Origin of the sequence: Amycolatopsis sp. VC5-11 (genome assembly GCF_037034185.1) — a bacterium.
GTDB lineage: Bacteria > Actinomycetota > Actinomycetes > Mycobacteriales > Pseudonocardiaceae > Amycolatopsis > Amycolatopsis nivea.
In genome coordinates this window covers 690,543-716,331 of record NZ_JBAGKF010000002.1, presented here as the reverse complement: position 1 = coordinate 716,331, position 25,789 = coordinate 690,543, and the positions used below count along the sequence as shown (strand labels likewise).

29 protein-coding genes are annotated in these 25,789 nt (G+C 69.7%); 13 read left to right on the top strand and 16 right to left on the bottom strand.

Translation table 11 applies throughout. The features are described 5' to 3' along the window. The first annotated feature begins 86 nt into the window (after nt 1–86). From WA670_RS10780 to WA670_RS10770, 3 genes are all read left to right on the top strand, one after another. Nucleotides 87–911, top strand: coding sequence for a response regulator transcription factor (locus tag WA670_RS10780; RefSeq protein WP_134729877.1), 825 nt, complete (start codon nt 87–89; stop codon nt 909–911). Further along, nucleotides 908–1,267 carry a VOC family protein gene (locus WA670_RS10775; protein ID WP_134729879.1) on the top strand — a complete coding sequence of 120 codons (360 nt, stop codon included), beginning with the start codon at nt 908–910 and terminating at the stop codon, nt 1,265–1,267. The genes WA670_RS10780 and WA670_RS10775 overlap by 4 nt, the downstream gene beginning before the upstream one ends. Nucleotides 1,268–1,373: 106 nt before the next feature. Continuing rightward, nucleotides 1,374–2,900, top strand: coding sequence for an AMP-binding protein (locus tag WA670_RS10770; protein ID WP_336157603.1), 1,527 nt, complete (start codon nt 1,374–1,376; stop codon nt 2,898–2,900). A 46-nt stretch (nt 2,901–2,946) separates the two neighbouring features. Here the strand turns inward: WA670_RS10770 and WA670_RS10765 are convergent, their stop codons facing one another. Both WA670_RS10765 and WA670_RS10760 read right to left on the bottom strand, forming a co-directional pair. Further along, complete coding sequence (locus tag WA670_RS10765) at nt 2,947–3,171, bottom strand: hypothetical protein (protein WP_037815175.1); 225 nt, start codon at nt 3,169–3,171, stop codon at nt 2,947–2,949. 9 nt (nt 3,172–3,180) lie between these two features. Then, a complete protein-coding gene (locus WA670_RS10760; RefSeq protein WP_134729886.1) occupies nt 3,181–3,642 on the bottom strand; it encodes a MarR family winged helix-turn-helix transcriptional regulator in 462 nt (153 codons plus the stop codon). A gap of 102 nt (nt 3,643–3,744) precedes the next feature. Between WA670_RS10760 and WA670_RS10755 the strand changes: the two genes are divergently transcribed. Then, a complete protein-coding gene (locus tag WA670_RS10755; RefSeq protein WP_336157602.1) occupies nt 3,745–4,959 on the top strand; it encodes an amidohydrolase family protein in 1,215 nt (404 codons plus the stop codon). A 58-nt stretch (nt 4,960–5,017) separates the two neighbouring features. Here the strand turns inward: WA670_RS10755 and WA670_RS10750 are convergent, their stop codons facing one another. From WA670_RS10750 to WA670_RS10730, 5 genes are all read right to left on the bottom strand, one after another. Next, nucleotides 5,018–5,563: a dihydrofolate reductase family protein gene (locus tag WA670_RS10750; protein ID WP_037815178.1), complete on the bottom strand. Its 546-nt coding sequence runs from the start codon at nt 5,561–5,563 to the stop codon at nt 5,018–5,020. Nucleotides 5,564–5,649: 86 nt separating this feature from the next. Continuing rightward, complete coding sequence (locus WA670_RS10745) at nt 5,650–6,687, bottom strand: LLM class flavin-dependent oxidoreductase (RefSeq protein WP_238608261.1); 1,038 nt, start codon at nt 6,685–6,687, stop codon at nt 5,650–5,652. After that, entirely contained in the window at nt 6,687–7,199 is a 513-nt protein-coding gene (locus WA670_RS10740) for an SRPBCC family protein (protein WP_037815180.1), read from the bottom strand. Before WA670_RS10740 ends, WA670_RS10745 begins: the two co-directional genes overlap by 1 nt. A 75-nt stretch (nt 7,200–7,274) precedes the next feature. Further along, the gene (locus WA670_RS10735; RefSeq protein ID WP_037815182.1) at nt 7,275–7,778 is read right to left on the bottom strand and encodes a winged helix-turn-helix transcriptional regulator; all 504 of its coding nucleotides are present in this window, start codon (nt 7,776–7,778) and stop codon (nt 7,275–7,277) included. Nucleotides 7,779–7,818: 40 nt separating this feature from the next. After that, nucleotides 7,819–8,208 carry a cupin domain-containing protein gene (locus WA670_RS10730; protein ID WP_336157601.1) on the bottom strand — a complete coding sequence of 130 codons (390 nt, stop codon included), beginning with the start codon at nt 8,206–8,208 and terminating at the stop codon, nt 7,819–7,821. A 51-nt stretch (nt 8,209–8,259) separates the two neighbouring features. On the opposite strand from WA670_RS10730, the gene WA670_RS10725 reads away from it, so the two are divergent. The 3 genes from WA670_RS10725 to WA670_RS10715 all read left to right on the top strand — a co-directional run bounded on the left by WA670_RS10725 (nt 8,260) and on the right by WA670_RS10715 (nt 11,580). Beyond that, nucleotides 8,260–9,225 (top strand): helix-turn-helix domain-containing protein, encoded by a 966-nt coding sequence (locus tag WA670_RS10725; protein WP_238604530.1) that lies wholly within the window; start codon nt 8,260–8,262, stop codon nt 9,223–9,225. Nucleotides 9,226–9,443: 218 nt separating this feature from the next. Then, complete coding sequence (locus WA670_RS10720) at nt 9,444–10,619, top strand: lytic transglycosylase domain-containing protein (RefSeq protein ID WP_037815188.1); 1,176 nt, start codon at nt 9,444–9,446, stop codon at nt 10,617–10,619. Between the two features lie 49 nt (nt 10,620–10,668). Next, entirely contained in the window at nt 10,669–11,580 is a 912-nt protein-coding gene (locus WA670_RS10715) for an SDR family NAD(P)-dependent oxidoreductase (protein ID WP_134729891.1), read from the top strand. A gap of 2 nt (nt 11,581–11,582) precedes the next feature. Here WA670_RS10715 and WA670_RS10710 read toward each other — a convergent pair whose 3' ends face one another. Further along, nucleotides 11,583–12,377 carry a TetR/AcrR family transcriptional regulator gene (locus tag WA670_RS10710; RefSeq protein ID WP_167754178.1) on the bottom strand — a complete coding sequence of 265 codons (795 nt, stop codon included), beginning with the start codon at nt 12,375–12,377 and terminating at the stop codon, nt 11,583–11,585. 118 nt (nt 12,378–12,495) lie between these two features. On the opposite strand from WA670_RS10710, the gene WA670_RS10705 reads away from it, so the two are divergent. From WA670_RS10705 to WA670_RS10690, 4 genes are all read left to right on the top strand, one after another. Next, nucleotides 12,496–12,909: a J-domain-containing protein gene (locus WA670_RS10705; protein WP_037815197.1), complete on the top strand. Its 414-nt coding sequence runs from the start codon at nt 12,496–12,498 to the stop codon at nt 12,907–12,909. Nucleotides 12,910–13,303: 394 nt separating this feature from the next. Then, on the top strand, nt 13,304–14,434 hold the full coding sequence (locus WA670_RS10700) for a metallophosphoesterase (RefSeq protein WP_167754179.1): 1,131 nt from the start codon (nt 13,304–13,306) through the stop codon (nt 14,432–14,434). A 116-nt stretch (nt 14,435–14,550) separates the two neighbouring features. Then, the gene (locus WA670_RS10695; protein WP_134729895.1) at nt 14,551–15,351 is read left to right on the top strand and encodes an alpha/beta fold hydrolase; all 801 of its coding nucleotides are present in this window, start codon (nt 14,551–14,553) and stop codon (nt 15,349–15,351) included. A gap of 35 nt (nt 15,352–15,386) precedes the next feature. Further along, nucleotides 15,387–16,043 carry an HAD family hydrolase gene (locus tag WA670_RS10690; protein WP_238604528.1) on the top strand — a complete coding sequence of 219 codons (657 nt, stop codon included), beginning with the start codon at nt 15,387–15,389 and terminating at the stop codon, nt 16,041–16,043. Between the two features lie 442 nt (nt 16,044–16,485). Here the strand turns inward: WA670_RS10690 and WA670_RS10685 are convergent, their stop codons facing one another. Continuing rightward, entirely contained in the window at nt 16,486–16,944 is a 459-nt protein-coding gene (locus WA670_RS10685; protein ID WP_336157599.1) for an NUDIX domain-containing protein, read from the bottom strand. 135 nt (nt 16,945–17,079) lie between these two features. Between WA670_RS10685 and WA670_RS10680 the strand changes: the two genes are divergently transcribed. After that, nucleotides 17,080–17,529, top strand: coding sequence for a DoxX family protein (locus WA670_RS10680; RefSeq protein ID WP_037815206.1), 450 nt, complete (start codon nt 17,080–17,082; stop codon nt 17,527–17,529). A gap of 32 nt (nt 17,530–17,561) precedes the next feature. Here the strand turns inward: WA670_RS10680 and WA670_RS10675 are convergent, their stop codons facing one another. The 6 genes from WA670_RS10675 to kynU all read right to left on the bottom strand — a co-directional run bounded on the left by WA670_RS10675 (nt 17,562) and on the right by kynU (nt 23,491). After that, nucleotides 17,562–18,161: a GTP-binding protein gene (locus WA670_RS10675; protein ID WP_037815207.1), complete on the bottom strand. Its 600-nt coding sequence runs from the start codon at nt 18,159–18,161 to the stop codon at nt 17,562–17,564. Further along, nucleotides 18,142–18,516, bottom strand: a complete 375-nt coding sequence (locus tag WA670_RS10670; RefSeq protein WP_037815208.1) for a DUF742 domain-containing protein — start codon at nt 18,514–18,516, stop codon at nt 18,142–18,144. The genes WA670_RS10675 and WA670_RS10670 overlap by 20 nt, the downstream gene beginning before the upstream one ends. Beyond that, nucleotides 18,513–18,929 carry a roadblock/LC7 domain-containing protein gene (locus WA670_RS10665; RefSeq protein WP_009082431.1) on the bottom strand — a complete coding sequence of 139 codons (417 nt, stop codon included), beginning with the start codon at nt 18,927–18,929 and terminating at the stop codon, nt 18,513–18,515. Before WA670_RS10665 ends, WA670_RS10670 begins: the two co-directional genes overlap by 4 nt. Next, nucleotides 18,929–21,421, bottom strand: a complete 2,493-nt coding sequence (locus WA670_RS10660) for a sensor histidine kinase (protein ID WP_336157598.1) — start codon at nt 21,419–21,421, stop codon at nt 18,929–18,931. The genes WA670_RS10665 and WA670_RS10660 overlap by 1 nt, the downstream gene beginning before the upstream one ends. Nucleotides 21,422–21,797: 376 nt before the next feature. Next, nucleotides 21,798–22,088: a hypothetical protein gene (locus WA670_RS10655; RefSeq protein ID WP_336157597.1), complete on the bottom strand. Its 291-nt coding sequence runs from the start codon at nt 22,086–22,088 to the stop codon at nt 21,798–21,800. 212 nt (nt 22,089–22,300) lie between these two features. Further along, nucleotides 22,301–23,491, bottom strand: coding sequence for a kynureninase (gene kynU / locus WA670_RS10650; protein ID WP_336157596.1), 1,191 nt, complete (start codon nt 23,489–23,491; stop codon nt 22,301–22,303). A 146-nt stretch (nt 23,492–23,637) separates the two neighbouring features. Between kynU and WA670_RS10645 the strand changes: the two genes are divergently transcribed. Continuing rightward, entirely contained in the window at nt 23,638–25,461 is a 1,824-nt protein-coding gene (locus WA670_RS10645) for an AMP-dependent synthetase/ligase (RefSeq protein WP_134734347.1), read from the top strand. A gap of 47 nt (nt 25,462–25,508) precedes the next feature. Here the strand turns inward: WA670_RS10645 and WA670_RS10640 are convergent, their stop codons facing one another. Then, nucleotides 25,509–25,787, bottom strand: coding sequence for an HPr family phosphocarrier protein (locus WA670_RS10640; protein ID WP_134734346.1), 279 nt, complete (start codon nt 25,785–25,787; stop codon nt 25,509–25,511). Nucleotides 25,788–25,789 lie beyond the last annotated feature (2 nt).

The window sequence follows — 25,789 nt, the reverse complement described above, 5'->3', positions numbered from 1 at the left end:
ACCGAACCACACGAGTAGTCCGAACGCGACGCAACGCGTAACGTGGACGTCCACCCAGCAAGGTCGAGTGAAGCGGGACGGTGCCCATGACGCCTCCGGGCCGGCTCGCGCTGACGGCCAGCCCCCTGGTCGCCGGCGCGCTCAAAGCACTGCAGATCGCCACCGAACTGCCGGTCGCGATGGGCGGACCGGTGTCGGCGGCTTCCCGTTCGCATGTCATCGACCAGTTGCGCGGCACCACCACCCGGTCGTTGCAGCACGTCCAGGTGGACACCGGGGCCGGGCTCGGCGGCAAAGCGGTGGCACTGGCCCGGCCGTCGACGGTGGTCGACTACCTCAGCGCACAGGGCATCACGCACAAATACGACCACGCGGTGGAACCCGAACGGCTGCGCGCGATGGTGGCGCTGCCGGTGCGCGTCGGCGAGTCCACGCGCGCCGTGCTGTACGCGGCGTCCCGGGATTCGATCACGTTCGGCGATCGGCTGTTGCACGCGGCGACCGCGGTGGCGACGCGGCTGGGACGCGACATCGAGGTCGAAGAGGAAGTGCAGCGCCGGCTGGCCGCGCCGACGGCTGTCCCCGCTGCCGAACGCGGCGACCTGCACGCCGAACTCACCGCGATCGCCGGGTCGATCCAGGACGAGAGCGCCCGGCAACGGCTGCTGGCGGTGTGCGAGCGGCTGCGCCCGGAACTGGACCTGCCGGGCGTCGCGCTGACCCCGCGCGAGGTCGACGTGCTGCGGCTGGTGAGCGAGGGCTGCACGAACGACGAGATCTCCGACCGGCTCGGGTTGCTGCCCAACACGGTCAAGTCGTACCTGAAACACGCGATGCGGAAGCTGGCTGTGTCCAATCGGGTACAGGCGGTGAACCGGGCTCGCGCCGCTGGGTTGCTGCGGGCCCCGTGAGACGGCTAAGCGGCGTCACGATCGATTGCGCCGAACCGCAGGTGCTGGCCGGCTTCTGGAGCGCGATTCTCGACCGGCCGGTTTCTGGAGAGCATGACGGACCTGACTGGGCCACGGTCGGCTCGCGGCTCGATGCCGCTCCCCGCCTGACGTTCCAGCGCGTCCCCGAACCCAAGCGCGGCAAGGTGCGGCTGCATCTGGACGTCGAGGTGGACGACGTCGACGAGGCGCGAGCGCAGATCGAACAGCTCGGCGGCCAGTGGACCGGCATCCGCCACGACTACCCCGGGGAAGGCGTCGTCCTGGTGATGACCGACCCCGAGGGACACGAATTCTGCATCGTCCGCTACCTCTGAAGTCCCGACGGCCGGACACCCTCCATGTGGGGTGGCTGGATCCGGTCCGGCGAGCGAAAATCACCCGCGCGGGCAGTGCGGCCCGCTGACGCGAAGGGATCGGCACGTGTTTTATGACCTGAGTGTCCGCGATTTCCTCGACCGCGCCGAAACGGTGTACCCGGACCGGATCGCGGTGGTGGACGAACCTGCCCAGCCCGCGCAGTCCTGGGGCGAGGTGACCTACCGCGAACTCGCCCGCCGCGCCCGCGCGCAGGCGGCGAACCTCGACGCGCTCGGCGTTCCGACCGGCGGCCGGGTCGCGATCGTCTCGCACAACTCCGCGCGACTGCTGACGTCGTTCTTCGGCGTCTCCGGCTGGGGCCGCGTCCTGGTGCCGGTGAACTTCCGCCTCGCGGCCGCCGAGGTGCGCTACATCGTCGAGCATTCCGGCGCCGAGGTCCTGATGATCGACCCCGAGCTGAAACCGTTGCTGGACAGCGTAACCGCGAAACACGTGTTCGTCCTCGGCGAGGACGACGACAAGATCTGGGGCGGCGACGGCGAACCGCGGCCGTGGTCGGCCGACGAATCCGCGACCGCGACGATCAACTACACTTCGGGCACCACCGCGCGGCCGAAGGGCGTCCAGCTCACGCACCGCAATTTGTGGCTCAACGCAACGACTTTCGGCCTGCACACCACGCTCAGCGACAACGACGTCCTGCTGCACACGCTGCCGATGTTCCACGCGAACGGCTGGGGCATGCCGTACGCGGTCACCGGTCTCGGCGGACGGCACATCGTGCTGCGCAAAGTGGACGGCGCCGAAATCCTGCGCCGCGTGCAGGACCACGGCGTGACGATCATGTGCGCCGCCCCCGCCGTCGTCACCGCGGCCCTGGACGGCGCCGCCACTTGGGACGGCGAAATCCCCGGCCGCGACCGAGTCCGCATCGTCGTGGCCGGCGCGCCGCCGCCGACCCGCACCATCGAACGGGTGCGCGCGGAACTCGGCTGGGAATTCATCCAGATCTACGGCCTGACCGAGACGTCGCCGCTGGTCACCGTCAACCGCTTCCGCAGCGAATGGGCCGACCTCGACCCGCACGAGCAGGCGAAACTCCTGGGCCGCGCAGGCGCTCCGGCACTGGGCGTCCGCGTCGCGATCGACGCCGACGGCGAGGTCCTCACCCAAAGCAACCACAACCTCGACGGCTACTGGGAAAACCCGGACGAAACCGCGCGGGTGCAAGAAGGCAACTGGTTCCACACCGGCGACGGCGGCACCTTCACCGACGGCTACCTCACCATCGCCGACCGCAAGAAGGACGTCATCATCACCGGCGGCGAGAACGTGTCGTCCATCGAGGTGGAAGACGCGCTGAACTCGCACCCGGCCGTCCGGGAAGCCGCGGTGATCGGCATCCCGGACGAGAAATGGGGCGAGCTGGTCACCGCGCTGGTGGTGACCGACGGAACCGAGGTGACAGCGGACGAGCTGATCACGCACTGCCGCCAGCACCTGGCCGGATACAAATGCCCGAAGCGCGTGGAATTCCTCGCCGAACTGCCGCGGACGGCTACCGGGAAGATCCAGAAGTTCAAACTGCGCCAGCCGTTTTGGGAAGGGCAGGGACGGCAGGTGAACTGAGCCGGGGTGCTCCTTCGGGCCGGACCCGAAGGAGCACCGCGGCGGCTCAGGACTCTCGCTCCCAGGCCTTCGTGTATTCGCGATATACGCCGTTTTCTCCCCAGAACCACAGGCGCTCGCATTCCGGACAGCGCACGACCAGCGTGGCTTTGCCGAACAACTCGATGCCAGGAGCGTCGACGTCGAATTCGGCATTGGTCAGGAAGTACATGCTGTCCTGCGGGTCGTCGTCGCGGACGATGTTCCCGCACACGCACCGAATTTTCGCCATCCAACCCCCTCAGTCGCGCCTCGCGGCCTGCTTCCTCGACCAAGCGGCGGCGTCGGCACCATACCGGGCCAGCAGTCGCGCGAACTGAACCCGCTCCTCCGCCGACCAAGCGGCAGTGATCTCCTCGAACGCTTTCCGCTGTTCGGCAGCGAACCGGTTGCGTTCCGCCTCGCCCTGCTCGGTCAGCTCAAGCACGGTCCGGCGCCCATCGGCCTGCGAGGCCGCCCGGCGCAGCAACCCATCGGCGATGCACGCGGCAACAGTCCGGCTCGCCACCGGTTGCGCGACGCCCATCTCGACCGCGAGCCCGCCGACTGTCGTCTCGTCGGACGCATCGGCGATCACGTTGAGCACGAGATTGCGGGACAAATCCTTGTTCGACGCCGGGGTTCGCCGGCGCAGCCGGGACAGCGCCGGGCCGATCTGGTCCAGCACCGGATCCTCCGGGGTCCGCTCGGGAGAGCTGCTCATGCGCTTGATCCTAGGCCCGCACCAGCACAGTTGCATACCCAGCGACAAGTACATAGCATTAGGTATGTAAATACCCTGAGCAATGAATCGAGACGACCTCCCATGACACTCACCGCGATCGCCAACGCCCGGGTCTTCGACGGGGAGAAGTCCCTCGGCGTGCAGACCGTGGTCCTCGACGGCACGAGGATCGTCCAGGTCGGCGGCGAGATCCCCGCGGGCAGCGAAACCGTCGACGGCACCGGGGCCACCCTGCTGCCGGGGCTCGTCGACGCGCACGTGCACTCCGCACCCGGCTCGCTGACGCTGGCACTGCGGTTCGGCGTGACGACCGAACTGGAGATGCAGGGGATGAACACCCGGGAAAACCGAACGCACATCACCGGCGACGACACCGTGGCCGACGTACGGTCCGCCGGTTTCGGCATCACCCCGCCCGGCGGTCACCCCAGCGAGCTGATGCCCGAAGGGTTCCGCCCGAAGTGGGACCTGCCGCCGGTGATGCCGCTGATGCCGTTCTCCACCACGCCCGAGGAAGCGGCCGCCTTCGTCCCCCAGCTCCTCGCCCGGGGCTCCGACTTCATCAAGTTCATGATCGACGACGGCAGCGTGGAGGGACATCCCGGACTGCCGTGTCTCGACCAGGCCACCGTGAACGCCGGGGTCGCGGAAGCCAAGAAGTACGGCGCTCTCACCGTCGCCCACGCGCTGACCGTCGACGCGACCAGAATGGCCGTCGAAGCGGGCATCGACGGGCTTGCCCACGTGTTCATGGACCAGCCGCACACCGCCGAGATCGTCAGCCTCGTCAAGGACGCGGACATGTTCGTCATCCCCTGCATCAGCCTCAACGCCTCGCTGATGGGGATCACCGGCAGCGCGCTCGCCGACGACCCGCGGGTCGCCTCCCGCCTCGACCGCGAGTGGGAGGAAACCCTGCGCTCCAGCTACAACCGCTACCCGCAAGGCAAGCTCGAAGACGTGTACGACACCGTGCGGGCCTTGGACGCGGCGGGCGTCGACGTGCTGGCCGGCACCGATGTCTCCATGCCCGAGACGTTCTTCGGAGGCCTCGCGCACGGAGCGAGCCTGCACCACGAACTGCAGTACCTCGTGGACGCCGGCCTCACGCCCGAACGAGCCTTGCGCGCAGCCACCGCGACCACCGCCCGCCGCTTCCGCCTCAGCGACCGGGGCCGCGTCGCCGAAGGACTCCGCGCCGACCTTCTGCTCGTCGACGGCGACCCGACCCGCGACATCAGCGACACGCTCAACATCCGCGCCATCTGGCGTCGCGGCGCCCGTCTGGCGGAATGACCCGAATCCTGCGCGGCGGGCCGGTTTTCGGGCAGGGCGAAGTCCTTTTAGGACAGTGTCAGTCGTCGGACGGCCGGTAAACCAGCCGCAGCACCCCGTTGCGGAACGCCGTCGAATCCGCCAGCTCGAAGTCCAGCTGCGGCCCCTCCGCGGGGAACAACCGGCGTCCCTTGCCGACCACCACCGGGTACTGCAGCAGGGTCAGCTCGTCGACCAGCCCGTGCGACAGGAGCCACCGCACGAGCGTCGTGCTGCCGCTGGTCATGATGTCGCCGCCCGCGCTGGACTTCAGGTCCGCGATCGCCTCGCCGAGGTCGCCGCGCAGGAGGGTCGTGTTGTGCCAGTCCGCCGCGGTCAGGGTGGTGGACGCGACGTACTTCGGCACGCTGTTCATGAACTCCGCGCCCGGGTCGTCCGTGCGGCCGGGCCACGCCTCGGCGAAGCCCTCGTAGGTCACGCGGCCCAGCAACATCGCGTCGGCGTCCGCCATGCCGTCGCCCACCGCGTGTTCGAGCTCGTCGTTCCAGTACGAGAGCGACCACTGGTCCGGCGCCTCGACCACGCCGTCGAGCGAGACGAACAACGTGGACACGATCTTGCGCATCGAGCGACTCCTTGAGGTTCGGGATCGCCGACACTATGGCGCAGCCGGACCCGCCGACGCAGCCGGTTGGCCCAATACTTGGTCTGTCAGGGCACTTCCGTTACCAACTCGAGTGCCCTGCCGAGCGTCGCCAGCCGTTTTTCCAGCGTGTCACCGGCCGGATACAGCCGGACCGTGTCGACACCGGCGGCGCGCCACACCTTCAGCCGCGCGCGGACCATGTCCTCGGTGCCGATCAGCGTCGTCGCGAGCACCATCTCGTCGGTCACCAGCCCGGCCGCGCCGTCGCGATCGCCGGACTGCCAGCGTTCCCGCACCTCCGCGGCGACCTCCGCCCAGCCTTGCCTGCTGTAGGCGTCGTGGTAGAAGTTCGTGCTCGCCGAACCCATGCCGCCCAGCGAAAACGCCAGCTCCTTCTTGCGCCCGGCGACCATCGGGCGCAGTTCGTCCTCATCGGACGCGAACGCGACCTCCGCGCCTTGGCACACCACGAGATCGCCACGGCTCCGACCGGCTTTCGCGAGCCCGGCGTCAAGGTGGCGGAAGTACGCGTCGGCGCCCTCGGGGACGAAGCTCGTGCCGAGCCAGCCGTCGGCGAGTTCGCCGGTGAGCTCCAGCATTCGCGGCGACAGCGTGGCCAGGTAGATCGGGATGTCCTCGTTCGGCGTCGTCGACAGCCGCATCGGGCGGGACTCCCCCGGCAACGGGATCTGGAAAGCCTTGCCCGCGAAGGAGATTTTCTCCCCGGCGAAAGCACTGCGGATGATCTGCACCGTCTCGCGCATCCGCGTCAGCGGCCGCGCGAACGGCACCCCGTGCAGCCCCTCGATCACCTGTGGACCGGACGGCCCGAGCCCCAGCGCGAACCGCCCGCCGGACATCTCGGCCAGGGTGAGCGCGGCCTGCGCGAGCGCGACCGGCGTGCGCACGCCGAGCTGCATGATCCCGGAACCGAGCCGGATCCGGTTCGTGCGCGCGGCCAAGTAGCCGAGCACCGACGGCCCGTCCGAACCCCACGCCTCGGCCACCCAGCATTCGCCGAGCCCCAGTTTTTCCGCCTCCAGCACGAAATCCCGGGTCTCCGGCCAGCCGGACGACGCCTCGACGGTGGTGGCCGTGCGCATCATCCGGCGGCTTCCACACGGTCCTTGATCGCGCCGAGCGTGGCGGTCATCGAGGCTTCGAACTCGCTCAGCCGGACGTGCACGATCTTCTGCTCCTTCTCCGGCATCCGCGCGATCACCTCGGTCACCCCGGACGGCCCCGGCCCCATCTGCGCCCACTGCGTGAGCCGCGTGCCGCCGTTCTCCGGGGCTAGGGTGAACCGCCAGACCGCGGTCGGATTGGCCGGATCGCTGACCGCCCAGGCGAAGACGCGCGGCTCCTCGCATTCGACGATGTAGGACGTCGTTTCCCAGTCGCCGCGCGCCTGGTGGTGGTTGCGCCCGACGAAGGACCGCCCGAGCGCCGGCGCGGAACCCTCGTCGCACCACCGGACCGACTGCAGTTCGCCGCTCAGCTCCGGCATCAGCGCGACGTCCGAGGCGAACCGCCACACCTGCTCGGGCGAGCCGTCGATCCACGCGTCCACCTGCACCGTCGGGGCGTCCGCGTACCGCGCGCCGGTCCACTCCATGGCGAGTCCTCCTCCGTTGGCGTCTCGACCAGCATAGTTGCGTAACTAGACTGACCATGTCAACGCCACGGACCGCTATTCCTGCGGCGCGAACCTCGCCTGGACGTCCGGCCGCTGCGAGAGGCGTTCCGGAAAGCCGGGCCCGCGCCGCATCCGGGTGTCCTCGGCGGACAACGGCTCGCCGCAGTCCGCGCAGACGACGGTCGCGGTCGTGTCGTGCCCGCAGGCGTCGTGGTGCAGCACGATCGGCGGGCCCGCTTCGGTGGCCAGCCACCGGTCGCCCCAGGCCGTCATCGCCGCCAGCACGCTCCAGAAATCGCGGCCCTTCTCGGTGAGCACGTAGTCGTAGCGCACCGGTTCGGCCTGGTAGGCGCGTTTTTCGAGCAAGCCCTCGTCGACCAGCCTGCGCAGCCGGTCGGCGAGGGTGTTGCGCGCGATGCCGAGCGCCTGCTGGAACTCGTCGAAGCGGCGGACGCCGTAGAAGGCGTCGCGCAGCACCAGCGGCGTCCACCAGTCCCCGAGCAGGTCCATGGTCCGGGCGATCGAGCACGGCCACTGCGCGAAGGAAGTGCGTTTCATGACGGCGAGGATACGCCGTCCCACAGTGCAACCCAGCAGGTCAGACGCGATGCCCGACGGTCACGTCGACAATGTCGGGCACTTCTTCGTGCTCGTCGCTGACCGAAAGCGTCCCGGACGGCTCCACGAGCAGCACCACCGCGCCCTCCTTCGACGACGGCTTGTGGAAGGTGCCGCGCGGAACCACGAACGCCTGTTCGCGGGTCAACGTCACGGTGCGTTCGCCGTCCGCTTCGCGCAGGCCGATCTCGATGCTGCCGTCGAGAACGAGGAAGAACTCGTCGGTGTTGTCGTGCTTGTGCCACACGTGTTCGCCGGCGAACCGGGCGAGGCGGATGTCGTAGTCGTTGACGTTGGCGACGATCCGGGGGCTCCACGGGGCGTCGAATCCGGCCAGCACGGCCTGCAGATCGAGGGGCTGAGTAGTCATAGTCCGATCTTGGGCCTGGTCTCGCGTCGCCGGGAGTGCTAGGAATCGCATATGCCGAAAGGATCCTCGCACCGCGTCGTGATGATCGTCGGCGACGGCTCGAATCCGTTCGAGATGGGCGTCGCGACGGAACTGTTCGGCCTGCGCCGGCCGGAACTGCGCCGGCCCTGGTACGACTTCGCGCTCGCGGCCCCCGGCGGCCAAGCCCGGATGCACCTCGGCTTCTTCACCCTCGCCGACGTCGCCGACCTCGACGCGGTGGACAGCGCGGACACGGTGATCGTCCCGAACCGGCCGGATCCGGCCACGCCCGCCGACCCGGAAATCCTCGCCGCGATCCAGCGTGCGGACGCCCGCGGCGCGCGGTTGATGAGCTTCTGCACCGGCGCGTTCACCCTGGCCGAGGCAGGCGTGCTCGACGATCGCCGGGCCACCACGCACTGGCAATGGGCCGACGAGTTCACCGCGCGCTACCCGCGGGTCCGGCTGGAGCCGGACGTCCTCTTCGTCGAGGACGGCACAGTTTTTACCGCCGCCGGAAGCGCGGCCGCGCTCGACTTGTCGCTGCACGTGATCCAACGCGATCACGGCGCGGAAATCGCCAACGCGGTCAGCCGCCGCCTCGTTTTCACCGGACATCGCGAAGGCGGCCAGCAGCAGTTCGTGGAACGCCCGATGCCGGAGATTCCCGACGCCTCGCTCGCGCCGGTGCTGGAATGGGCGCGTCAGCGGCTCGACCAGCCGCTCGCGGTCACCGACCTCGCCGCCCGCGCGTCGACCAGCGCCGCCACCCTGCACCGCCGGTTCCGCGCGGAACTCGGCACGACGCCGCTCGCCTGGCTCACCGCCGAGCGCGTGACGCTGGCCCGCAGGCTCATCGAACGCGGCGAACATGGTCTGGACCGCATCGCCGCCCGCACCGGGCTCGGCACCGGCGCGAATCTCCGGCTGCAACTGCGCAGGCACACCGGCTTGTCGCCGTCCGAATACCGCAAACGATTCGGCCCGGCGGCCTAATTCGCCTCAGGGTCCACTGTGGACCATACGAAGGGATTGCTCCATTCGGCCTAATCGGCGAAGTTCCGGTTAAGCCCCGATGACCGGAACCCGCCAAAGGTTTTATGCCAGACGAACGAAAGTTGGCCGGAACGGACAGAATTCCGCCGAGCCCTCACCGGATCGCGGACAGATCCGCTAGCTTGGCCGCAGACGGCAGAACGAACGGGGAGACGAGCATGGCCAGACGCCGCCCGCAGGGACGGAACGCCCGCAGCCGGGCTTTCGCCGCCCTCGCCGGAGGCGCGCTCGTGGTGCTGCCGACGGTGACGTCGTCCGGCATCCCGGTGGCGTTGCGCGCCGCTGAGCCGCCGTCGGCCGCCCAGGCCGCGCCCAGCGTTCCCGGACTGCCGCCGGGCATCACGCTCCCGCCGATCGGGGTCGACGGCAGCCTCCCGCAGCCGCCGGTCCCGCAGGCGCTCGGCGTGCCGGGCTACCCGAACGGCCCCGGCTCGGCGACCACCGCCGGCCCGCTGGGCATCCCGGACAGCATGCTGCGCGCCTACCGCAACGCGGCCGACATCATGGCCCGCGAACAACCCGGCTGCCACGTCGACTGGGCGCTGATCGCGGCCATCGGACGGGTCGAGTCGAACCACGCCCGCGGCGGCTACGTCGACGCGCGCGGCAACACCCTCGAGCGGATTCTCGGCCCGGTACTCGACGGTTCCGGCGGATTCGCCGCGATCCGCGACACCGACCACGGCCGCTTCGACGGCGACCCGGTGTGGGACCGCGCGGTCGGCGCGACCCAGTTCATCCCGTCGACCTGGGCGTCCTACGCCTCCGACGGCAACGGCGACGGCGTTTCCGACCCGAACAACATCTACGACGAAACGCTCGCCACCGCGCGCTACCTGTGCTCCGGAGGTCTGGACCTCTCCAGCGACGCCGCCCAGCGCCTCGCGGTGCGCCGGTACAACAACTCGCAGTCCTATGTGGACACTGTGATGGCGTACGCGTACGGCTACCGCAACGGCGTCTCGAAGCTGCCGGACAGCCAGGTCCCGATCGGAGCCCCGCCCGGCCCCGGAGCGGTCGAAGCCGCCGCGGGCAGCCCGGCAGGCGACGTCGCCCCGCCCGCGCCGCCGCCGGTCACCCCGGCCCCGCCGAGCCAGCAGCCCGGCACCCCGACCCAGCTTCCCGGCAGCAGCACCGCGCCGAGCAGCAGCTCCTCCCCGGCGAAGCCGACCAGCTCAGCGCCCACCACGTCTTCTACGCCTACCTCGTCGACGAGCCCCACCAGCACCACGCCGACGACGAGCACGACAACGTCCAGTTCGGCCCCGGCGAACCCGGCGACGTCCAGCACCACGACCTCCAGCACCACCACGGAGGCCGCGCCGACGCACTGACCGCGGCGTTCGTATAGTCCGGACCAAACCGGACTACGGGGGAGCGATCGTGGCGTGGAATCCTCGGCACCTGCCTGACCTGGCCGGCCGGTGCTATGCGGTGACCGGCGGCAACGCCGGGATCGGCTACTTCATCACCGAGCAGCTGGCCGCCGCCGGAGCGCACGTCGCTCTCTTGGGCCGCGACCCGTCGCGGCTGCGCGCGGCGGTCGAGATGGTGCGCACCCGAGTCGGTTCGGCTTCGCTGAGCACAATCCCGCTGGACCTCGCGGATCTCGACTCCGTCCCGTCCGCCGTCGCAGCGCTCGGCCGGCTGGACCGCTTGGACGCGCTGATCGAGAACGCCGGCATCACCGCCCCCGGACCGGTGCGCCGGACCACGAAACAGAGCTTGGAACTGGCGGTCGGCACCAACCATTTCGGCCACTTCGCCCTCACCGCGCTGGCGATGCCGGTGCTGACCGCGTCGTCCGCGCGCGTGGTGCTGGCGGGCAGCCTGATCACCCGGATGTATCCGTACGACATCGATGATCTGCAGAGTTCGCGCAAGTACTCGGACTTCCGCGCTTATGCGTTGTCGAAGCACGCCGTGCAGTCATTCGCGATGGAACTCGACCGACGCCTGCGTGCGGCCGATTCACCGGTGCGGGCGATCCTCGCGCACCCCGGGTTCAGCCTGGAGCGGACCAGCCCCGCGCGTCCGGGAATCACCCAGCCAGTGCCGGTGATGCGCCTGCTCGCGCCCTATACACACGGAAAGGACCACGGCGCCTGGCCAGCGGTCCGGGCCGCCGTCGACCCCACCGCGACCGGCGGCGCCTATTACGGTCCGGCTTTCGGCGGAGTGGGCCGCCCCCGGCTGGGCACGGCGATGGGCGCGTCCCGGGATCCAGCGCGGGGCCGTCGATTGTGGACACTTTCCGAGGAGGCGACCGGGATCCGCTTCGACGCCCGCGGTTGAGCTTATCCGCCGATCCGCGCTGCGATACCGTCCAGAAGCCGGTCCAATCCGAACTCCGACGCGTCCGAAGCCTGCTCCGCCGACGGCTTCTCGAACCCACCGGCAAGCCACGTCCGGTTCATCGCCGGATGAGACTCGACGTCGAAATACGTGTGCCAGAACGAAGAATGCTGTCCCCACCACGCCTCATTGGACTGTCCGGTGGTCCGTTCCAAGTGGACACTCTCCGCCTCGGCCGCCGCGTTCGCGTCCACATAGCCCGCGACCGAATTGGCCGCCGCGACGATTTCCCGGGCAGGCAGTCCCAGACTCTCCATAATGGACAGCAGGTATTCCTGACCGGCCAGCTGCCCCGGACCAAGGGCAGGCCGCACACGCGAACGCTCGCGCAGCCACGGATGCCGACGATAAATGTCGCGCGTGCGGTCGGCGTAAACACGCACCTGCGCACGCCAGTCCTCCGGCCGCGGTTCGCCGGGCCCGGGGAGATTCCGTTCCAGGAGAACGGTGTCGACCATGAGATCGATCAGCTCGGTTTTGCCGGGAACGTAGGTATAGAGCGTCATCGTGCCCGCCCCGAGCTCTTTCGCGACGCGATGCATGGACGTCGCGACGAGCCCCTCGGCGTCGGCGACCGCGATGGCCGCCACGATGATCCGTTCGATGGTGAGCGTCGGCCGCCTGCCGCGAGCCGAGGGTTCCGGAGCGCCCGCACAATCGCGCCACAGCAGCGCGAGCGTGCGCGCGACCTCCTCGCGCGCGGCCTCGGGACCGTCGCCCTCGTGCTCGACGATCATCGTGTCCCCTCCCGGCCTCGTACCGTCAGCGTGGGATCTTACCTGCCGTTTCAGGACCTTCGTCCCCTCCGCGACGCCGCCATGGCCGCTACGCTGGGGAGCGAGGGAGGTGGTTCCAGTGACGGAACGCAAACCACCGGGCGTGTCGTACGGTTCGTGGGTCGACCGGCAAATCGCCGCCGCCGAAGCCCGCGGCGACTTCGAAGACCTTCCCGGAACAGGAAAACCGCTGCCGCCCCCGAGCGGCCGCGACGCCGCCACCGACTGGGCGATCCGCCGCGCCCGCGAAGGCGACCTCGACGTAGCCGCGTTCCTGCCGCCGTCGCTCGCCTTGCCGCGCGAAATCCAAGACCTGCCGGGGAAACTGGCGAAAGTCCACTCCGAAGCCAAGGTGCGGCAGATCGTCGAAGACCTGAACGCCCGCATCCGCAAGGCACACGCGATGCCCCAGGACGGCCCGGTGCTGCGAGCCCGCCCACTGGACGTGGAGGAAACGGTGGCGAACTGGCGCGCGGGACGGGGAGAGTCCTGAGCCACGCGGGGTGAATGCGGGCTGTGGGCCCGGAGGCTGTGTCCGTCTCGCCGAGCCCGCGGCGGCATGATCCGGCCGCACCTGAAATCCCGCGCCACCTGATGCGCAGCTCGTTCCCCTCCGCCCGTCGCACCGCAGCAGCACAATTCCGACTGCTCGCGGCAACTCCACCGTGACCGGACGAAGGGCCCGCAGCCCGGTTCCCGTCGCACCGCAGCGGCACGAGACCCGCGCGCCCGGGAACCCCACCCACCCCAGACGCGCCGTCCGCGCCACCACACCGCACATTCCCGGCCCCTCCGTCCAGCCCCGCCACCCACTCCCCTTCACACCCCGGCCCCCACCCTCCGAATGCGGCTACGCTGGGTAGCACGCGGGCGAAGGGAAGAAAACCGTGGTCGGAGTTCGTCGGGTTGCCTTCGTGGTCGCCGCGGTGCTCTTGTTGTTCGGCGAGCCGTGGTCGGTGCTCGTGCTGTTGCCGGAGTGGCCGGTCGCCGGCACCGTCGTGGGCACGGTCGTTTTCGCCGTCGCCGCGGTGAGTTTTCCGGTGCTCATGGTGCTCGGGCACGGTCCGAAGCAGAGCGACGCCGCCGCGCGGGTCGGGGACGTCACGCTCGGCGCGGTGTGGGTGTTGTTCACCTGGAGCGTCCTCACGCACTTGCTGCGGCTGGTCCTGCTGGTGTCCGGAGTAGACGATCCCGCGCGGCCACGGATCGTAGCCGCGGTCACGCTGGCCGTCGCGGCGGTGCTGCTCGTCAGCGGGAACCGGATCGCCATGCGGGTGCCGCCGGTGAAGGCGGTCGACGTCGTGCTGCCGAAGCTCGGTCCCGGGCTCGACGGGCTGCGCGTAGCGGTCATCACCGACACCCACTACGGCCCGCTCGACCGCACCCGCTGGTCCGAGCGCCTGGTCGCGGAACTGAACCGGCTGCAGCCCGACGTCGTCTGCCACGCCGGGGACCTCGCCGACGGATCGGTCGCCAAACGGCGCAAGCAGGTCGACCCGCTCGGCGGCGTGCAAGCCCCGCTCGGCCGGTTCTACATCACCGGCAACCACGAGTACTTCGGCGAGGCACAGGCCTGGCTGGACCACATGGCGAGCCTCGGCTGGGACACCCTGCACAACAGCTCGACCCTCATCGAACGCGACGGCGCCCGCCTCCTCTTCGCCGGCATCGACGACCCCACCGGAGCCGCCTCCGGCCTGCCCGGGCACGGCCCCGACCTGGCCGCCGCCCTCGACGGCGCCGACCACGACGTCCCCGTCGTCCTGCTCGCCCACCAGCCGAAACAGGTCGCCCAGGCCCGCGAGGAAAACGTCGACCTGCAGATCTCCGGCCACACCCACGGCGGCCAGATCTGGCCGTTCCACCTCCTCGTCCGCCTCGACCAGCCGACACTGTCCGGCCTCACCCGGCACGGCCCGACCCAGCTGTACAACAGCCGCGGCTCCGGCTTCTGGGGCCCGCCGTTCCGGGTCTTCGCCCCGAACGAAATCGCCCTGCTGACCCTCCGCAGCGCCTAAACCCGCCAGCCCCCTTGCACCCCAGCAGATCCCACCGACTAATTTTTTTGTCTTGACAACTCAAACCATCGGATGCGAAAGTTCTCCTCACCAGCACCACCCCGAGGAGGAACCCCATGCCCACCGTCACGTCCGCCGACGGCACCCAGATCGCCTACTCCCGCACCGGCTCCGGCCCCGCACTCGTCCTCGTCGACGGCGCGCTCTGCTACCGCACCTCGACGCCCAACGACGATCTCGCCAAAGCCCTCGCGGACCGCTTCACCGTCTACACGTTCGACCGCCGAGGCAGAGGCGAAAGCGGCGACACCGCTCCGTACGACGTCGAGCGCGAGATCGAAGACATCTCCGCACTGGCCAAGGAAGCAGGCGGAGAGATCAGCCTGTACGGCATCTCGTCCGGCGCCGCTCTCGTACTGGAAGCCGCCCATCGCGGCGTGCCGGTCAAGAAGGTCGCGGTGTACGAACCGCCGTTCGTCGTCGACAGCACCCGCAAGCGCGTCCCGGCCGACTACCAGGCGAAGCTCGAAGCAGCCGTCGCCGCCGGAAAACGAGGCGACGCGATCAAGACGTTCATGGTCGAAGGCGTCGGACTGCCCGCCCTGATGGTCACGATGATGCGCCTGATGCCCGCCTGGCCGCGGATGAAGCGCGTGGCCCACACCCTCGCCTACGACGCCCAGGTCATGGACGACAACCAGTCCGGCCGCCCGCTCCCCGCCGAACGCTGGTCCGGAATCACCGCCCCCACCCTGATCCTCGACGGCGGCAAGAGCCCCGAGTGGATGCGCAACGGCGTCGCAGCAGCGGCTGCCCAGTTGCCCCACGCCACCTACCGCACCCTGCCCGGCCAGACGCACCTGGTGAAAACCGCCGCGCTGGCACCGGTACTGGCGGAGTTTTTCGCCACGAACTAACCCGCCACCGGCTCTCGTGAGGCAAGCTGCGAGACGTGGCCACGCGAGCATTGATCTTCGACTTCGACGGCACCCTCGCCGACACCGAAGCAGCGGTACTGCGGTCCTGGCAGGAAATGTTCGCCGGACACGGAGTCGAACTGCCCCTGGACGTCTGGCACACAGTCATCGGCACCCAGAACACCGCCGCGACGATGTTCAAGCTGCTAGCCGAACAAGTAGAAAACGTGGACCCGGAAACCCTGCGCCCATCCATGCGCGCCCGAGTACACGAACTCCTAGCCGAAGACGGCCCACGAGAAGGCGTACTCGACTACCTAGACGAAGCTGCCCGCCGCGGCTTGGCTTTAGGCGTCGCCTCAAGCTCATCCAGCACCTGGGTACACGGGCAACTGGAACGCCTAGGCCTGGCCGCCCGCTTCACCGCAGTAGAAACCGGCGACCGCCACAAACCAAAGCCAGACCCAGACACCTACCTGGCAGCCCTGCGAACCCTAGGCGTAACCGCAGAAGAAGCCCTGGCCTTCGAAGACTCCCCGCATGGCGTGAGCGCAGCGAAAGCAGCCGGAATCACCACCATCGCAGTACCAAACCCCATCACCGCAACCCTGGACTTCGCCAAAGCAGACCAAGTCCTCCCGTCCTTCACCACCACGCCGCTCAGCACATTGCTGCAACAGTTCGGTTCGTGAGGGCCACCCTCACAGACGCTGATTCCCTGAGGGTTCCCCTCACGACCAGCCACCGGACCGTGAACGACCCCAATGTGGCATTGGGTGCGCTCAACGCACCGAACGCCACATTGGGTGCGTCAGATGCACCCAATGCCACATTGGGGCGCAAGCCCCACCCCCACCCAACCCACACCGGTGCACCCACCGACCAAGGCACCAAACCGCACCGGTGCACCCAACCATCGAGGCACCCAGCCCCACTCCGCAGCCGGTGCACCCAACGAGCGAGGCACCCAGCCCCTCCCCCGCACCCCGATACGAAGCCTCCCTGCGGTTCGGGGGTGCTTGTCAAGGCATCTTTCCCGCCTTGACAAGCACCCCCGAACCGTCAGCACAATCAAGCTTCGGGGTGCCCCACGCACGCCACAGAGAGCAATGTCGCCGCCAGGCGACGAGCCGATCACTCCGGCACAGCAAGCCGATCCAAAAACCCCCGCTGCCCCTTGACCAACTTCTCCCGAGCCGCCTCAAGCGAAAACCACTCCACCCGATCCACCTCAGGAAACTCCCGCATCACCCCAGACCGAGGCGGCCACTCCATCTCGAAAACCCCCGGCACCACGACACCAGGATCAAGCTCCCCCTCCACCGCCCAAGCAGTCACGACCTTCCCGGACTGCCGAACCTCCCCCAACGAAACCCATTCCCCGTCCGGAACCGCCACCCCCAGCTCCTCAGCGAACTCCCGCCGAGCCGCGGCCTCAGGTTCCTCCCCCTCCTCGATCTCCCCCTTGGGCAACGACCAAGCCGCCAGATCCTTCTTGGCCCAAAACGGCCCGCCCATATGCGCGAGCAACACCTCGACCCCGTCCGCGCCCCGCCGATAGACCAACACCCCAGCACTCCGCTTGACCACCATCCCCCCACCCTGCCAGCCCCCCTGACCAGCCCAAACACCGCCTCGAAAAAACTTCCCGGCGATGTGTCGATCCCGGCCGGCCACGTTCGACGCATAGGCAGAAGGCAGCCAACAGCCACCCGGGAGGGACCCAAGATGACCACCACCACCGCCCCCAAGACCGCAGCCGCCACCACGACCGAGGCCACGAAGTCCCTGGCAGACCGAGTCCGCCCGACCGTACTGGCCCTCTTCCGCGCCGTGGTGTCGTTCCTCTTCCTCTGCCACGGCCTGATGGGCTTCGGGCTCTTCGGCGGCATCGACAACGCGGGCGGCGCGGTCCCCTTCGGCCAGTGGCCCGGTTACTGGGCCAGCCTGATCGAGGTCGTCGGCGCGGTCTTCGTCTTCGCTGGGCTCTTCACCCGCGTCTCCGCGACCGTGCTCTCCGGCGTCATGGCCTACGCCTACTTCACCGTGCACGCCCCGGAAGGCCTGCTGCCCCTGCACAACATGGGCGAGCCCGCCGCGCTCTTCGCCTGGATCTTCCTCGTCATCGCGGTGGTCGGCCCGGGCGCGGCCTCGCTGGACCAGCTGCGCCGCCGCTGAAAACCGCGCCGTGAGCGGCAGTCCCGGGGAATCTACCCGGGGTTGCCGCTCACGAGCATCGCCCGCCCGAGCGCATGCTCCATCAGCACCGTCAGCACCTGCTTGGTGGAATCCCGCTCCCGCGCGTCGCACAGCAGCAACGGCACCTGCGGATCCAGATCCAGCGCCCCGCGGACTTCCTCGGTCCCGTACCGGTAAGCGTCGTCGAAGCAGTTCACCCCGACCACGAACGGCAACCCGCGCTGCTCGAAGAAATCCACGGCGGGGAAACAAGATTCAAGCCGCCGCGTGTCCGCCAGCACCACCGCGCCGAGCGCGCCCTCGGCCAGTTCGTCCCACATGAACCAGAACCGGTCCTGCCCCGGTGTGCCGAAGAGGTACAGGATCAGCTCGGGGTTGATGGTGATCCGGCCGAAGTCGAGCGCGACCGTCGTGGTGGTTTTGCCCTCGACGCCGGACAGGTCGTCCACGCCCTCGGACGCGGCGGTGATCACCTCTTCGGTGCGCAGCGGCGGCACCTCGCTGACCGAGCCGACCATGGTCGTCTTGCCGACCCCGAACCCGCCCGCGACGAGCACCTTCACCGCTTGCGCGGTGAGCGACCGGCGGGGCTCAGAGTTTCCGGATGCCATCGAGAACCGCCTGGAGTACGTGGGGGCTGGGGGCGTCGGTCACCGGCGTCGCGGTGCGGAACAGCACGAGGTTGCGTTCTATCAAATCGCTCAGCAGCACCTTCACCACCGGCAGCGGGAGATCGACCCGCGCGGCCACCTCGGCGACCGAAACCGGGCGCTGGCACAGGGAAAGAATGCGCGAGTACTCCGGTTCGAGCCCGGGCGTCTCGCTCGCGGCGCGCAACGCGACGACGAGCGTGATGAGGTCGAGCCCGCGGGTGTCGGACCGGGTCCGCCCGCCGGTGACGGCGTAGGACCGCACCAGCGGACCGGCCTCGTCCTCGTACCAGGATTCGCGGCCCTGGGCCGTCATGGCGAGGTCCGCTGGACCGCTCCGGCCCGCGGCGCCGCGGTGAGCACCGCACCGACCCGCTTGACCATCAGGTTCATCTCGTAGGCGACGAGCCCCATGTCCGCGTCGACCCCGGCCAGCAGCGCGAGGCAGGCGCCCCGGCCTGCCGCGGTGACGAACAGGAACGCGTGGTCCATCTCGACCATCGTCTGCCGCACGTTGCCGCCGCCGAAGTGCCGTCCGGTGCCGCGGGCGAGGCTCTGGAACGCCGACGCGACCGCGGACAGGTGTTCCGCGTCCGCTTCGGACAGATTGCCCGACCGGCCGATCAGCAACCCGTCCGCGGACAGCACCACCGCGCGGTCCGCGCCGGCGACCCGCTGCACGAGGTCGTCGAGCAGCCAGTCGAGCTCGTTGACGCCGTTGTTCGCCATCAGTCGCGATCTCCGTACCTGTTGTCGTGCCCGGGATCGGCCTCGCGGGCCCGCCGGGTGCCCTGCTGGAACGCGCTGAGCCGGGAGCGGGCCTGCTCCGGCGAATCCTCGCGGACGTCGTCGGATTCCGGCGCCGGCCGGTCGCCGCGCAGTTGCGGGACGAGGTTCTGCTGCCGGCGCCGCTGCGGCAGCGGGGGACGTCCGGGCGGACGCGGCGGCGCGGCGCGGCCGTTTTCGACCGCCGGACGCGGCGCGCGGCTGTTGTCCGCGGGCGGGCGCTGCTCGCGGTTTTGCGACGGACGAGCCGGCGGAGCCTCGGCCACCGGACGCATCGCCCGGCGGGTCGGCAGTTCCGGCCGCTGCTGCTCGGGCGCGACCCGCGGTTCCGGTGCGACCCGCGACGGCTGCGGCAGTTCCGCCCGCTGCGGTTCCGGACGCTTCCGTTGCGGCAGTTCCGGTCGCTGCGGTTCAGCCCGCTGCGGTTCCGGCGCGGGCCGCGACGGCTCCACCGCGAGCCGGGACATCTCCGGCGTCCCGTCCGAACCCGCGTCAGCCTCGGTCTCCGAAGGTTCCGTCTCACTGATCGGCGCGAGCAAATCCTTGCGCACCAACACGATCGCCCGCGTCCCGCCGTAGGCGGATTCGCGCAGGTGCACCGAGATCCCGTGCCGCGACGCCAGCCGCGCGACCACGAACAGGCCCAGCCGCGGTTCGTCGGACAGCGCCATGATCCCGAAGTCCGGCGGGTCGGCGAGCATCGCGTTGAACTCGTCGGCCTGCTCCGGCTCGATGCCGAGGCCCTGGTCCTCGACCTCGATCACGACGCCCTTGCCGACCACGTTGCCGCGCAGTTCGACGCGCGATTCCGGCGGCGAGAACGACGTCGCGTTGTCGATCAGCTCGGCGAGCAGGTGCACGAGGTCGCCGACGACCGGGCCGCGCACCGCGACCTCCGGCAGCTTCGCCGTCTTCACCCGCGCGAAGTGCTCGGTTTCCGCCGCCGCGCCGCGGACGAGTTCGACCAGCGACACCGGATTGCGCCACTGGCGTCCGGGCTGGCCGCCGCCGAGGATGATCAGGTTCTCCGCGTTGCGCCGCGCGCGGGTGGAGAGGTGGTCGAGGCGGAACAGCGTGTCGAGCTGGTCCGGGTCCTCCTGCTTGCGCTCGGCGGCGTCGAGCACCTTCAGCTGCCGGTGCACGATCACCTGGCTGCGGTGCGCGATGTTGAGGAACACCGCCTTCGTGCCCTGCCGGGTCTTGGCCTCTTCGACCGCGGCGGCGAGCGCGGACTGCTGCGCGAGGTTGAACGCCTCGGCCACCTCGCCGATCTCGTCCGTGCCGTGGTCGAGCAGGTGCCCGCCCTCGTCGAGGTCGACCGGTTCGCCCGCCCGGATCCGGCCGACGAGTTCCGGCAGCCGCACCTCGGCCGCGTCGAGAGTGTCCTCGCGCAGCCGGGCGAGCCGGGAGATGAAGCGGTTCGACAGCCGCAGCGCGACCAGCACCACGGCGAGCGCGAAGAGCACCGCCGCCGCGCCCGCGATGATCGAGTTCCGCAGCGTGTCGTCCGCGTCGGTGATCGCCGCGTTGGTCGCGTGCGCGCTCTGCGCGGCGAACATCGTCATCAGCGTGGTGGCGACCTGCTTGGCGTCGGTCCGCCACTGCTCCAGCGGCACCGGAAGCTGTTTCGCGCCGGACAGCAAGGCGTTCTCGACCTGCGTCACGGTCGTCCACGCGGGACTGGAGACGAGCTTGTCGTAGTTCGCCCGCACCTCGGGCACCATCTGCGGCACCGATTGTTCGAGCTGCGCGTGGTACGCGCCGATCTGGCCGAGGTACGCGCGCTGCTCGTCGCCGGACAGCCCGCCCGCGGCGAGGCCGGCCGAGGCAAGTGCGTCGCTGCGCTGCATTTCCTCGGCGGCGTTGAAAATCGGGATCGCGGACAGCCGGGCGTAGGCGTTGTCCGCGCCGCGCGCGGCCTGCGCGAGACCGGCGACGCCCTGGGTGAACTGGTCGATGATCTGGTTGTAGAAGGAAAAAACCTCGAGCCGCGGCACCTGGCCGGCGTCGACCCGCTGGCGCAGCTGCGGCAGTTTCGCCTCCAGCGCGGCGAACGTGGCGATGTTCTGCTTGACGCTCGCGGGCACGTTCGAGTCGCTCGCGAAGTTGCCCTGCAGCACCGAGGTGATCTGCGCGGCGGACGCGTCCGTCTTCGGCCGGGTCGCCAGCAGCGCGGCGCGCGCGGCGTCCTGTCCGGCGAGCACGCTCATCGACAGCTGCCGCTCCTGTTCCGCGGCGAGCAGGAACGGAATGCCGGGGCCCTCCGAACCGCGAATCTTCTGCGCGTAACTTCGCGCCTGCGTCGCGTCGAAAATCAGGTATCCGGCGAGCGCGATACCGACGACGAGCAACGCCACGCTAGGAATCAACGCGATCGCGAGCACGCGAGAGCGAATCGAGGAGCCGCGGCCCTTTCGCCCGGAATTCTGCTTCACCGTGATCCGTTTTCCTTCCGGCACTGCTGTGGTATTCGGGTCCTCGGTGTTTTCGTTGCACCGGTCCGACCAGCCGGATCACAGTTCACCGTGGTCTGCGTTGCCCGCGACGACGGTAAGCAACCTTCACGGGTGAGTCAAGTCCGGACCCGCGTTGCCGTCATCCTCTTGTTACCTGCTAGTAACCCACTGTGGTGCTTGGAAAACTGATCACCACCGGACGTGACCTTGGTCGCACCGGCTCCGCCGCCGTCGGCAGGGAGCCCGCGCGTGAGGTCCGTCACGACGACGAGTCCGCGAAAACTCACCGGAAACTCATGCGCATTTCCGCATCGGCGGCGGAATCGAACGGAAAACCGAGATCGATTTCCGGAATTCAGCGCCGGACGCCATTCGGCGGCCGATGCGCGGAAAGCCGCGGCACCGGCGCGGTTTCGGTTTCCTCCGCCGCCTCGCGCCGGTCGCGCCGCAGCAGATCGTGCAGCATCTCCCGGCACGCCCACACCAGCACCGCCACGGACGCGACCAGCACCGCCACCAGCGTCGATTCGACCGGATAGCGCGCGACCAGCCCGCCGAAACGCGCGAGCACGAAGCCGATGACCACGCCGACGAGCAGGGTCACGAGGTACGAGAGCGGCACTTCCCGGCCGCGGTTCTCGATCATTTCGGCCCCTTTCGCCCCGGATCCGCGCGGCGGACACCGCTGCCCGATCAGCTTCGGCCCGCGAAAAAACAGGCACCGAGCATACCCGTCGAGCAGCGCGCGGCGCGCCCGTCGATCACCCGAAGGGGCGAGCACGACACCGATTGTTCACCCGGGACCCGCGAATCCGGCCGGATCCCCGCGAATCCGCGAGGATATTGCGCGAATTCTTTTCAGCGCACCTCGCGCAGCACGGTCACCGCCCGCAGCACCTCGGCGTAAGTCGTGTACAGCGGGGCCAGCCCGAACCGCAGCACGTCCGGCGGCCGGAAATCCCCGAGCACCCCGCGTTCGTGCAGCGCGTTCATCGTCTGCTGCCCGCCCGCGTCCCGCACCGAAACCTGGTGCCCGCGCGTGTGTTCGCGCGGCGTCGGAATGTCGGCTCCGGGAAGCAGTTCGTCCGCACACCGGAAAAAGAAGTCGCCCAGCGCCAAGCCTTTCGCGCGCAGCACGGAAAGGTCGACGCCGTCCCAGACGTCCAGCGCGGCGTCGAGCGCGAGCATCGACAGGATGTCCGGTGTGCCCGCCCGGGCGCGCGCGATCCCGGCGCTGCCGCGGTACCCGGATTCCATGCCGAACGGATCCGCGTGCCCGGCCCATCCGGCGAGCGGCTGATCGAATTCCGCCTGATGCCGCTGTGCCACGTAGACGAACGCGGGCGAACCCGGTCCGCCGTTGAGGAATTTGTACGTACAACCCACCGCGAAGTCGACGTCGCACGCGTCCAGCTCAACCGGAATCGCGCCGACGCTGTGGCAGAGATCCCAGACCGCGAGCGCGCCCGCCGCGTGCACCGCCTCGGTGACCGACGGCATGTCGTGCAGCCGCCCGCTGACGTAATCGACGTGGTTCACGAGCACCGCGGCGGTCCGCTCGCTCACGGCGCCGGGCAGCTCCGCCACCGGCACGCGCCGCACGGCGTGCCCGGTGAGCCGGGCCGCCTGGTCGGCCACGTAGCCGTCGGTCGGGAACGTCGCCGCGTCGACCAGGATCTCGTCGCGACCGGGGTTCGCCCGCACCGCCGCGACGAGCACCTTGAACAGGTCCACACTCGTCGAATCCGCCACCACGACCTGCCCGGCCGCGGCCCCGACCAGCGGCGCGATCCGCTCCCCGACGCGCTGCGGGGCTCCCCACCAGCCCTCGGTCCACGACCGGATCAGCCGCCGCCCCCACTGCTGCCGCACCACCTGGCTCACCCGCTCCGCGACGTGTTTCGGCGGCGCGCCAAGGGAATTCCCGTCGAAGTACGCGACTTCCGGGTCAAGGTCGAACTCCGCGCGCTTCGCGGCGAGCGGGTCGGCGGCGTCGAGTGCGGCGGCCTCGTCGGCAAGGCTCTCGCTGCGCACGGCGGATTCGGTCATCGACGCTCCTCGGGGCTCCGGTTCGCCCCCTTTCTAACAGGAGGCGGGCCGGTCCCTCGAGCGCCGAGGCTGGCCGGGATTCTCTATCGGCCGCCGCTTCGACGACCTAGAGTGACCTGACCAGGCACCACCGGAGGAGGTCAGCGTTGACCCAGTCGATCGCCGAACAAGCCGAGGGCCAGACCATCCCGCTGCTGCTGCGGCGCAACGCCGTCGAGTACGGGGACCGGCCCGCGCTCACGTCGCTCGATCTCGAGGGCCGTCCGACGCTCACCTGGAGCGAGTTCCGGACCGCGATCGCCGAGGTGTCGCGCGGGCTCGCCGGGCTCGGCCTCGCCGCGGGCGACCGGATGCTGATCATGGCCCCGAGTTCGCCGGACCACCTCGTCGCCGACCTCGCGGCGGTCCATCTGGCGGCCATCCCGTGCACGGCGTACGCGACGCTCAGCCCGGAGCAGATCCGCTACGTCGCGCGGCACAGCGCCGCCCCGATCGTCGTCCTCGCCGGCGCCGACGAGCTGTCGCGCTGGCTGCCGGTGCTCGACGACCTGCCCGCGCTGCGCCGCGTGGTGGTCATGGACGAATCCGCGATCCCGGACGGCGACGACCGGTTCGTCGCGTACTCCGCGGTGCGCGAAACCGGCCGCGCCGCACTTGCCGCCGACCCCGAGGCGTTCGACCGGGCGTGGCAGGGCATCCGCCCGGACGACCCGCTCGCGATGATCTACACCTCCGGCACCACCGGCGACCCCAAGGGCGTCGTGCTCTCCCACCGCAACGCGATCCACGAGGGCATCGCCGTGCACACGCTGCACAAGGCGCCGATGCACGCCACGAACATCGCGTACCTGCCGCTGGCGCACATCGCCGAACGCGAGCTGTCGATCTACCTGCCGATCGTCGCGGCGGGCCACGTGCACACGATCGGCGATCCGTCCGGCGTCGTCGCGGCGCTCGGCCAGGTGCGTCCGCAGAGTTTCTTCGGCGTGCCGCGGGTGTGGGAGAAGATGGTGGCGGGCCTGAAGAACATGCTCGCCGGCGTGCCCGAGGACCGGCGCGAGGCGCTCATCTCCGCCAACGAACTCCTGCAAGAGGGCTACAAACTCCGCAGCGCGGGCGAGGAACTGCCCGCCGATCTCGCCGAGCGCATCGCGAAGACCGACGAGACGGTGCTCGCCCCGGTGCGCGGGCTGCTCGGGCTCGACCAATTGCACATCGCGTCCAGCGGCGCGGCCGCGTTGCCGCTGGAAGTGCTGTACTTCCTCGCCGGGCTCGGCGTCGAGATCCGCGAGGTCTGGGGCCTGTCCGAGACCACCGGCGCGGCGACCGCGAACAGCGCCGACGCGTTCCGCGCGGGCACCGTCGGGCGTCCGATCGACGGCGTCGAGGTGAAGACCGGCGAGGACGGCGAACTGCTGGTCCGCGGTCCGATCGTCTTCCTCGGCTACCTGCAGCCGGACGGCACGATCGAACCGGCCACCGACGCCGACGGCTGGTTCGCCACCGGCGACATCGGCACGATCGACGACGACGGCTACGTCACGATCACCGACCGCAAGAAGGAACTGATCATCACCTCGAGCGGCAAGAACATCGCGCCGACCCGGATCGAGGGCTTGCTGAAGGAACACCCGCTGATCGGACAGGCGGTCGCGATCGGCGACGCGCGGCCGTACGTGACCGCGCTGATCGTGCTCGACGACGAGATCGCGCCCGGTTGGGCAGCGGCCAACGGCGTCGAAGCGGCGGACATCGAAACACTGGCCCAGCACGAGGCGGTCCAGGCGGAAATCGCGCGGGCCGTCGAGTCGGCCAACAGCAGGCTCGCGCGGGCCGAGCAGATCAAGCGCTACCACGTCATCACCACCGCGTGGACGCCGGAGACGGGCGAGCTGACCCCGACGCTCAAGCTCAAGCGCCGGGTGATCAACGAGCGCTACCAGCCGGATATCGCTTCGCTCTACGCGTGAAAACGGTGCGGCCGGGGACAGTCCCGGCCGCACCGCTTCCCGGCGGATCAGGCGTCGAGATCCTTGGCGATCAACTCGACCAGCACGTCCACCGACTCCCGAGCCTGCGCGCCGTCCGCACTGAGCTCGACCTCGTCGCCATGCGCGGCCCCGAGAGTCATCAGGCTGAGCACGCTCCCCGCGTCCACCGGGTCGCCGGCCGCGCCACCGGAAACCTTGGCGATCCGAACCTTCGCGGGCTGCGCGGCAGCGGTCTGCGCGACCAGCCCGGCCGGACGGGCGTGCAGTCCGACCCTGCTGGCGACGACGATGCGACGTTGGTACACGA